Source organism: Weissella confusa, from assembly GCF_004766315.1.
GTDB classification, from domain to species: domain Bacteria; phylum Bacillota; class Bacilli; order Lactobacillales; family Lactobacillaceae; genus Weissella; species Weissella confusa_A.
Genome location: NZ_PVSN01000014.1, coordinates 60545 through 70098 on the forward strand (window position 1 = coordinate 60545; position 9554 = coordinate 70098).

The window sequence follows — 9554 nt, forward strand, 5'->3', positions numbered from 1 at the left end:
ATGAATAGAAAAATCTTCTAAAATAGGTGGTAACATGCTACTCATAGGGGGTCGGACGTATGGTAAGACGAGAGTTACGTCGCGATTTGGCAGTGTTGCCAATGAGCGTAGTGCGCGAATTGACGGGCTTATCAGATCGTCAGATTCGGTACTATGATCAGCAGGGACTCATTGAGCCACATAGAGGGGCCGGTAAGCAGCGACGTTTTTCATTAGATGACGTCGATCGTTTATTGGAGATTGCAGATTATCTAGATGCGGGATATTCGATTTCTGAAATTCATGAGGTTGATGCTAAAAAGCAACGTCGTGAAGCAGAAAAGGTTAATCCGGATGAAATTAATATGCGTCACATGTTGGCTGATGAGTTGCTTAAGATTGGTCGTTTTAATAACGGTCAACGGAAGTTTTAGATGATGTGTTTTGGGATAAAGTAAAAGGAGATTACAATGGTTCGCAAGGCTTATACCAAGGATGATATTCGCAACATGATTGCTGAGGAAAACGTGGAATTCCTACGTTTGCAGTTCTCAGATGTTTTCGGCACAATTAAGAACGTCGAAGTACCTGTTTCACAACTTGAAAAGGTATTGGACAACAATTTGATGTTTGACGGTTCTTCAATCGAAGGATTCGTTCGTATTGAAGAGTCAGACATGTACTTGTACCCTGACCTTTCAACGTTCATGATTTTCCCATGGGCGACTGACTCACACGGTGGTAAGGTTGCACGTTTGATTGCAGATATTTACACGGCCGACCGCGAGCCATTTGCAGGGGATCCTCGTAATAACTTGAAGCGTGTTTTGAAGCAAATGGAAGACGCTGGTTTCAAGAACTTTAACATTGGGACTGAGCCAGAATTCTTCTTGTTCAAGCTTGATGAGCACGGTAACCCAACGATGAACCTAAACGATAAGGGTGGCTACTTCGATTTGGCCCCACTTGATTTGGGTGAAAACACACGTCGTGAAATTGTTTTGGAAATGGAAAAGATGGGCTTTGAAGTGGAAGCAGCCCACCACGAAGTTGCCCCTGGACAACACGAAGTTGACTTTAAGTATGCCGATGCGTTGGATGCAGCTGATAACATTCAAACGTTCAAGTTGATTGTTAAGACGATTGCACGTAAGCACGGTTTGTACGCAACGTTTATGCCAAAGCCAATTTCTGGTATCAACGGTAACGGTATGCACACGAACATGTCATTGTTCAATGAAGCTGGTAACGTCTTCTACTACGAAGCTGGTGATTTGCAATTGTCAAAGACGGCTTACAACTTCTTGGGTGGTGTCTTGGCGCACGCAGCTAACTTTACGGCAATCACAAACCCAACGGTTAACTCATACAAGCGTTTGACGCCTGGATTCGAAGCACCGGTTTACGTGGCTTGGTCTGGTTCAAACCGTTCACCAATGGTCCGCGTCCCAGCTTCACGTGGTAACTCAACGCGTTTGGAATTGCGTTCAGTTGACCCAACTGCTAACCCATACTTGGCCTTTGCTGTTATCTTGGCAGCTGGTTTGGATGGTGTGGCCGGTGAAATGGAGCCAAACCACGCGGTTGATCGTAACATCTACTTGATGGACGAGGCTGAGCGTAAGAAGGCGGGTATCACTGATTTGCCTGATACATTGTTGGCAGCCGTGAACGATTTGGATACGGATGAAGTTATTAAGGCAGCCCTTGGTTCACACATGGCACGCACATTCGTGGATGCTAAGCGTTTGGAATACCAAGCATATCGCCAAGAAGTTTCACAATGGGAATTGGAAACTTATTTGGAGCAATACTAAAATTTCGTAAAAACTTCTTAAAAACAACGCCGTCCAGTCCGTGGTCGGCGTTTTTCTTTAAGTTTAGGTTGTATGATATATATATTATGTAGATATAATAAGTTGAGAAGTTAGATTGCAACCACAAACAGGAGGGGCTGAGATGGAGAACACGCCATACTTGACGACGGATTTACCGTCAAATCAATCCGTATTAAATGGAAAATTACAAGCAAAATTAAACTACATTGGTGATATTCAAACTGCTGTGGCAGAGGGGAATGATCGCCGTGTTTATGAATTACTAGATAGCCAAAAGTACAACACGCAAATTCGCCAAGCACCACAAGCCGAGTCAAATCGTGCTTTGTCAGTTTTGGTTGATGATATGCAAGATGAGTTGAGTCACCATTTGGGACAAAAGTTGATTGCGTACCTATCAGAAAAGTTCCCCTTCTTTTACTATGAAGAGTCACAACTTGGCGTCTTCCAACTGTTCTTTGGAAACTGGTGGGATCGTCGCCACTTCGGTATTTTGGATCCACTATCAGTAAAGTTCATTTTTAACGATGAAGAATACGAAAAGTTGGCTCGTGCCGTTGAATTGGCTGAGTCAGGTCAACGTTTTAATGCGCAAGTTATTGAAGATACGACGCGTGCTAATGAAGCTTTGCAAAAGATTGTTAACGACCAAAATGCACGTGATGCCGAGCGTACACAATTGATGGCGCAATTGGCTGCCACAGAAGAACGTAGCGGTTTGTTTAACAGGAGTGCCCAAGCAGAGCAACGCGAAGTTTTGCGTAGCCGTTTGGCGCAATTGGATGCTGCTGATGCGAAGGCTGCGACGGTTCCTGATTTGATTGCTGAGAACAATGCGCAAATCTTGAACTACTCAAAGGAAGATACGATTTTGATTTATGAGCAACGTGCGATTAATGATGCATTTGGTTCATTTACTGATTTCCAAAATGCCGTCGGCTCATTGTATGTAGACTATGTCTCATCATTGGTTGCCGAACAGGGAGGTGAGTAAGCATGACAGAACACCTACGTGAACGCGTTGTTTCATACGTTGATTTGTTGAGTGATGATATTGGTCAAATTCAACAAACCTTAGCGCAAGTTCGTGAGCTTGCTGAAACGAACGATCCAAAGAAAGTCCACTTGTTGGCACAACGCCTAACCAATGCGCACCTTGATACAGAATGGGTGACAGTACCACGTCAATATGCGAAGGCAGATTGGTACTTGATGGCGATGGATCGTTTCCTTTCATTTGCGGGGATGCCAGCCTATGATGTTTTGACGCCAGCTGAGCGTGAAGAGTTGACGTTGGTGATGACTGATTTGGATGTGCCAGCGACCTTTGAATTCGTTGTAAACGACGATAACAACGGTGGGGCTTACTTTGTTGAGCTAGGTACTGAGGCGCGTCTATTCTACTGGTCACTAGAACGTAAGCAAATTTTGTTTAACGCAGAAGCTATTACTGATTTGATGGTTGAAAACTTCCGTAAGAAGACGACGGCAGCCCGCATTCGCACGCTAGCAACGTTGTTAACGGAATTTGGTCGTTACATGGAGCGCGAGTTCGGTTACCAAGTGGACTACAACATTCTTGAAACCCGCGATGATTTCTTGTATCCATTGGTACAAACTGAAATGCCAGCGGGAATGTTGGACCGTTTGTTTGTTTTGTCAGCTGATTCAGATTACTTCTTGCAAAGCATTCCAAATGGTGCTGGTTTGATGTTGGAGCACGGCGTTGAAGTCCGTATCTTCTACGTTAACGATGCAACGGCCATCGGGGCCCAACGTTGGCACTTCCAAGTCATCGATGGTCGTGATGCCATTTCATGGTTGGATGTCTTGTTGGATTATGACTTTATCGGTGCCTGGTATTTGACAGAACGCCGATACTTGGTAATCGAGAGTGATGAGCTTGTCTTTGTCTTGCAACGTGAAGGCTTGATTTCATATGGCACGCCAGTTGAAGCAGCTGCTGAATCAGTTGCCTCTGAAGCGCCACAAGTCGAAGTGCTACAACCACAGGCATCAGACGAGGCGGAATAATGACGATGGATATTGCAGGTTACTTGCGTGAAGCACGCGAGTCATATCGCGCAGTTGTGGCTGATTGGGAAAATCCAATCGGACCTAAGGATGTCTTGTTGAATGATTATTTGAACCTAGATGTATCAATGAGTGCCTTGATGCGCCGTGTTGAAGCTATCAACAACGACGTGCCACATAATGCAGTGGACGCTAGCAATAGTGAAGTGAAGGCACTGTACGCAACGGCTTTCGCCCAATTCTTGTTGATTAGTTTGAAGCAACAATGGACGCACTTGATGGTGCTTGAGGATGAGGATTTAGCCAAGTTTGCGCGTTTCCCACAAATGCGTTTGGCCCACCAATTTATTGGGATTAAGACCATGTTGCTAAATTCATATCACCAAAAGCGTCAAGCGGATTTTTCACATGCCTGGCGTTCATTTTTGAAGCTCGGTCTAGTCGAACTAAAGTTGACACAAGATGAAATCGATCAAGAAGTTCGTGCGGTTTTGGACGCTTCTGACCTTGATTCACCAGCGTTTTAAACGTACAATAGATGAGTTGGTAAAAGATGCCAACTCATCTTTTTTTGCAGCTGTAGCACAACTGGATAGTGCACTCGGTTTCTACCCGAGCGGTTGTGGGTTCGAGTCCCACCAGCTGCATGAAAAATTTAGAAGTCCTCCACGTTTTGTGGGGGATTTTATTGTATTTAGTTAGAACTTGTTTTATAATTATCTACGTTGTGTTTGTGGAATCCACAAACTGCAACCACTCGTGGTCTGTATTAAGTAGTTCCTCGGAGCTCGCGGACTCGGTGAGTCTAAGTTTTTTTAGAAAAATATTTTATGGAGGTCTGCAAACTCATGGCAACATATGCAATCATTGAGAACGGCGGAAAGCAATACAAGGTTTCTGCCGGTGACGTAATCTACGTCGAAAAGATGGACGCCGCTGAAGGAGACAAGGTCGTATTCGACAAGGTTGTCTTCGCTGACGGCAAGATCGGTGCACCTTACGTTGAAGGTGTTACTGTATCAGGTACTGTTGAGAAGCAAGGTAAGGAAAAGAAGGTTGTTACTTTCAAGTACAAGCCAAAGAAGCACTCACACAAGAAGCAAGGTCACCGTCAACCATACACTAAGGTTGTCATCGACTCTATTGCCTAAGACATCGGAAAGAAGAGGATTTAAATCATGCAATTGAATTTGAACAACTTGACGATGCTTGCCCACCACAAGGGAGGCGGATCTTCTGCCAACGGTCGTGACTCAGCAGGTCGTCGTCTAGGAACGAAGCGTGCTGATGGTCAAGACATCAAGGCTGGATCAATCATTTACCGTCAACGCGGTACGCACATCTACCCAGGTGTAAACGTTGGTCGTGGAAACGATGACACGTTGTACGCTTTGACTGATGGTGTCGTAAAGTTCGGTCGTTTGGGCCGTGACCGTCGCCAAGTATCAGTTGTTACTCGTGAAGAATACAAGCAAATCATTGCTAAGTAATCATTTTACGTGATAACAAAAACAGTTTAATGACTGAAAAAAGCTCGTAATGCTGATTTGATCAGTATTACGAGCTTTTTGTATTAATCTGGCATTCTATTTCATCACGACTTTGTCTGTTAATGGACAAATCAGTGAGGCCATGTGTCCCTTGATGGCTACTGCAAGTATGGATGAGACTAACGTTCTTGATTAAGAATGCTTCGAATTGTGAACTTTAGTGGTGCTTAATATAAATGATGGTCAATTCGACCAACTTAGTAAAGTATTAATGCTGGGTTTTTTCGAGTAGACGTAACAGTTCTGCTTGTTCATCTTCAGATAATTTTTCCAATAAATGTTTTGATTGTGATTTTTCAAACTCGAATAGTTCTGGGTAAATATCTTTCGCGAGTTGTGTTGGGAATACCCGCTGTAGGCGACCGTCGTGAACGTCTGATTTCAAGTCGAGGTACCCGTTCTTTGCTAGTTTTTTTATGCTGCGGAATGCAGTTGAACGGTCGATGCTCAGTGCGTCAGCGAGTTCGCCGAGAAACATACCTGGATTTTCAATAGCTCGAATAATATACAAAAATGCGTTATTTCCTAGTCCAAGTGGTGAGAACTTCTTATTGCTTTGAACTTGAATTGATCTAGTGATAGTACCAATAAGTCTGATTGTATTAAACATGCCGTTCCTCCTTTAAATTAGTTTATGATAAACAAGTTGCATTTGCAATTATCTTCTGATAATATGTTAGGAAACTTATTGCATTTGCAATTAGATTAGAGGAGCTATTATGATTTCATTTTTGATATTTGTTTTTGTGATGTCGTTTACCCCGGGGCCTAATACAATTATGGCGATGGTTTCAGGTCAGAATCATGGCATTAAAAAGAGTGTTCCCTTAAACTTGGGTATGCTAGGTGGCTTGGTTGTTATTGGGGCGCTCGCATCCATTTTTGCGAGCTGGATCCAGTCTAATGAAACGTTCGTATTAGTGATGAAGGTCGTTGGAAGTTTGTATTTGGCATATCTGACGTATCACGTACTTATTAGCGTGCCTGGCAGTGAAGATGAAGAAGCGGGTGGCTTTATGACCGGCTTTTTGATTCAAATGACAAACGTTAAAGTGTATTTGTATTTCATTACTGGTTTGGGTGCGTTCACGTTGGCCGGGATTTGGGGTCACATTTCAGTTCGACTGGTGTTAATGGTCTTGATTGGAAGTCTTGGAACATTTACGTGGACGATTTTGGGACAAGCGATTAATGGTGTGTATAAAAAGCATTATAAGGTGTTCAATGTGGCAATCTCGTTGTTGCTTGTACTTTCAATTGTTGATTTATGGAGATAAAAGATAAAGGGCTGATAAAGCCTTTTTATTTTGGGGTGATATCTGGGATTTTTTACAGGAATGCTAGATAGGATTCGTGGGTCTGGGGTTTCGGTGGTTGATCATCATGGCATTGGGCGCAGCTACAAAGTTCAACTAAATTCTTTACAAGATATGGTTGGCCTTTTTTTGTTGGTTCAATATTACGGTTATGTTAATCAATTTTTGTGCATAGTTCATTCACAATGTGTGAAATGTATCACAAGTCAAATAAAGTAAAATCGATTAACGTATGTTCAGGGTATGTTGCTTGTATATTGTTTATCGTCCTATTCATATTTGGTAAGCATTTAGGCGGTTTGTCGAAAAACATAACACATGGTATAAATAACGGTGTTAGAAAGCGCTTTCAAAATTACTATTAATTGAAATGATTTATGTTTAGGAGTATTGATATGACCCAGCAACTCACGCACGAAGAAGCCCGCCGCCAAGCTAAGGTGATTGTCGACCAAATGACGATCGATGAAAAGATTGGCCAAATTAAGTATGAAGCACCAGCCATTGACCGTTTGAACATTCCGGAATACAACTACTGGAACGAAGCGTTGCACGGTGTGGCGCGTGCTGGTGTGGCGACGGTTTTCCCACAAGCAATTGGACTTGCAGCAACGTTTGATGATCACTTGATTAATGAAATTGCCGATGTCATTGGAACAGAAGTACGTGCAAAGTATAACGAATTTACGAAGCATGAAGACCGTGACATCTACAAGGGATTGACGTTCTGGTCTCCTAACGTGAACATTTTCCGTGACCCACGTTGGGGTCGTGGTCACGAAACGTATGGTGAAGATCCATTCTTGACGTCAAAGTTTGGCGTGGCATTCATCAAGGGATTGCAAGGACAAGCGAAGTACTTGAAGTTAGCTGCAACGGCAAAGCACTTTGCTGTTCACTCAGGTCCGGAAGGTTTGCGTCACGGATTTGATGCCGTTGTGTCAGACAAGGACTTGTATGAGACGTACTTGCCAGCTTTCAAGGCCGCCGTTGAAGAGGCTGATGTTGAAAGTATCATGACAGCGTATAACGCAGTTGATGGCGTACCAGCCTCAGTTAGCGAAATGTTGTTGAAGGACATCTTGCATGATAAGTGGTCGTTCGAAGGACACGTTGTCTCAGACTACATGGCCCCAGAAGATGTGCATGAAAACCATAAGTATACGAAGGATGCCGCTGAAACGATGGGCTTGGCCATCAAGGCAGGATTGAACTTGGTCGCTGGACATATTGAACAATCTTTGCATGAGGCATTGGATCGTGATTTGGTAACTGAAGAAGAGATTACCAATGCGGTGATTTCACTGTACGCAACGCGCGTTCGTCTAGGAATGTTTGCAAATGATAATGAGTATGATGCTATTCCATACGAAGCGAACGATACAAAAGCACACAATAATTTGTCAGAACTTGCGGCTGAGAAGTCATTTGTTTTGTTGAAGAATGATGGCGTTTTGCCACTTCGCAAGGAAACGATGGAAGCGATTGCCGTTGTTGGGCCAAATGCGCACTCAGAAATCGCTTTGTTGGGTAACTACTTCGGGACACCATCACGTTCATACACTATCTTGGAAGGTATTCAAGAGCGCCTTGGCGATGACGTACGTGTCCACTACAGCAATGGGTCAGGATTGTTCCAAGACCACGCCGCTGAGCCATTGGCCAAGGCTGATGAGCGTGAGTCAGAAGCGGTTATTGCGGCCGAGCACTCAGATGTCATTGTGGTAGTCTTGGGACTTGATTCAACGATTGAAGGCGAAGAAGGGGACGCAGGTAACTCACAGGGTGCTGGTGATAAGCCAAACTTGTCATTGCCAGGTCGTCAACGTCAATTGTTGGAGCGTTTGTTGGCTGTTGGTAAGCCTGTGGTCGTTCTATTGGCTTCAGGATCATCATTGCAATTGGATGGTTTGGAAAACCACCCTAACTTGCGCGCCATTATGCAAATTTGGTACCCAGGTGCTCGTGGTGGCTTGGCTGTTGCGGACGTCTTGTTTGGTGCGGTGAGTCCATCAGGAAAGTTGCCTGTAACGTTCTACAAGAATACAGATAACTTGCCAGCCTTTGAAGATTACAACATGGCGGGACGCACATACCGTTACATGACGGATGAGGCATTGTATCCATTTGGTTATGGTTTGACGTACTCATCAGTTGCGTTGTCAGATTTGCAAGTGAAGTCATATGAAGATACGGCAACAGTGACGGCAACGATTCAAAACATCGGTAATTTTGACACGGATGAAGTTGTTCAAGTTTACGTGAAGGATTTGGAATCAGAATTCGCGGTGCCAAACGCACAGTTGAAGGGATTCAAGCGCGTTTACTTGGGTAAGGGAGCGAAGCAAACAATCACGTTTGATTTGCGTCCACAAGACTTTGAAGTGTTTGATGCGCAAGGACGTAACTTTATTGATAGTGACCGTTTTGAAATCTCAGTTGGTGTTAGCCAACCAGATGCGCGCTCAATCGCGTTGACGGGCGTGCAACCATTGCAAACTGAGTTGAGCTTGGCAGGTAGTCAAACGACACATTAATGAATATTGCAATCGAAAGGCCACACGTAGTTGTGTGGCCTTTTTATGTTCTTGAATTTACAATTCAAGTGCAACACTAAGCTAAATAAAAGCTGACTCATAATGAACCAGCGTAAAATGTAGTTTGTCTAGAACATACAGAACGCGAGGAAACATTATGAGTCATTATCATCAGCTTACCGCATTTGATCGCGGACGTATAGAAGTTTTACTCAGAGAAGGGTTGTCAATGCGTAGCATTGCAAAAGAAATTGGTAGAAGCGCTTCGACAATCTCTCGTGAGATTGCCCGATGTGTTGG

General features: G+C 43.8%; 11 protein-coding genes, 1 tRNA gene and 1 other annotated feature. Of the genes, 11 read left to right on the forward strand and 1 reads right to left on the reverse strand.

Annotation, left to right across the window (positions count from 1 at the left end; all coding sequences use genetic code 11):
- Window positions 1-59 precede the first annotated feature (59 nt).
- The 8 genes from C6P11_RS02350 (at window position 60) to rpmA (ending at window position 5341) form a co-directional block, all read left to right on the forward strand.
- The gene (locus C6P11_RS02350; RefSeq protein ID WP_003609249.1) at window positions 60-413 is read left to right on the forward strand and encodes a MerR family transcriptional regulator; all 354 of its coding nucleotides are present in this window, start codon (window positions 60-62) and stop codon (window positions 411-413) included.
- Window positions 414-449: 36 nt separating this feature from the next.
- Window positions 450-1796: a type I glutamate--ammonia ligase gene (gene glnA, locus C6P11_RS02355; protein ID WP_135518275.1), complete on the forward strand. Its 1347-nt coding sequence runs from the start codon at window positions 450-452 to the stop codon at window positions 1794-1796.
- A gap of 142 nt (window positions 1797-1938) precedes the next feature.
- Complete coding sequence (locus tag C6P11_RS02360; protein WP_135518276.1) at window positions 1939-2811, forward strand: hypothetical protein; 873 nt, start codon at window positions 1939-1941, stop codon at window positions 2809-2811.
- A 2-nt stretch (window positions 2812-2813) separates the two neighbouring features.
- Entirely contained in the window at window positions 2814-3851 is a 1038-nt protein-coding gene (locus C6P11_RS02365) for a hypothetical protein (protein WP_135518277.1), read from the forward strand.
- Window positions 3851-4378, forward strand: a complete 528-nt coding sequence (locus C6P11_RS02370) for a dUTPase (protein WP_135518278.1) — start codon at window positions 3851-3853, stop codon at window positions 4376-4378. The genes C6P11_RS02365 and C6P11_RS02370 overlap by 1 nt, the downstream gene beginning before the upstream one ends.
- A gap of 46 nt (window positions 4379-4424) precedes the next feature.
- Window positions 4425-4498 (forward strand) — tRNA-Arg (locus C6P11_RS02375).
- 94 nt (window positions 4499-4592) lie between these two features.
- Window positions 4593-4668: a sequence feature (ribosomal protein L21 leader region), on the forward strand.
- A gap of 31 nt (window positions 4669-4699) precedes the next feature.
- Window positions 4700-5002 carry a 50S ribosomal protein L21 gene (gene rplU / locus C6P11_RS02380; protein WP_135518279.1) on the forward strand — a complete coding sequence of 101 codons (303 nt, stop codon included), beginning with the start codon at window positions 4700-4702 and terminating at the stop codon, window positions 5000-5002.
- Between the two features lie 27 nt (window positions 5003-5029).
- On the forward strand, window positions 5030-5341 hold the full coding sequence (gene rpmA, locus C6P11_RS02385) for a 50S ribosomal protein L27 (protein ID WP_003609238.1): 312 nt from the start codon (window positions 5030-5032) through the stop codon (window positions 5339-5341).
- Between the two features lie 268 nt (window positions 5342-5609).
- On the opposite strand, the gene C6P11_RS02390 is transcribed toward rpmA, so the two are convergent.
- Entirely contained in the window at window positions 5610-6011 is a 402-nt protein-coding gene (locus C6P11_RS02390) for a MarR family winged helix-turn-helix transcriptional regulator (RefSeq protein WP_135518280.1), read from the reverse strand.
- Window positions 6012-6150: 139 nt separating this feature from the next.
- On the opposite strand from C6P11_RS02390, the gene C6P11_RS02395 reads away from it, so the two are divergent.
- The 3 genes from C6P11_RS02395 to C6P11_RS02405 form a co-directional block, all read left to right on the forward strand.
- Window positions 6151-6678, forward strand: coding sequence for a LysE family translocator (locus C6P11_RS02395; RefSeq protein WP_280950181.1), 528 nt, complete (start codon window positions 6151-6153; stop codon window positions 6676-6678).
- A 434-nt stretch (window positions 6679-7112) separates the two neighbouring features.
- A complete protein-coding gene (locus C6P11_RS02400) occupies window positions 7113-9254 on the forward strand; it encodes a glycoside hydrolase family 3 C-terminal domain-containing protein (protein ID WP_245299738.1) in 2142 nt (713 codons plus the stop codon).
- A gap of 157 nt (window positions 9255-9411) precedes the next feature.
- On the forward strand, window positions 9412-9554 hold a 143-nt coding region (locus tag C6P11_RS02405), incomplete at its 3' end, for a helix-turn-helix domain-containing protein (RefSeq protein WP_135518151.1).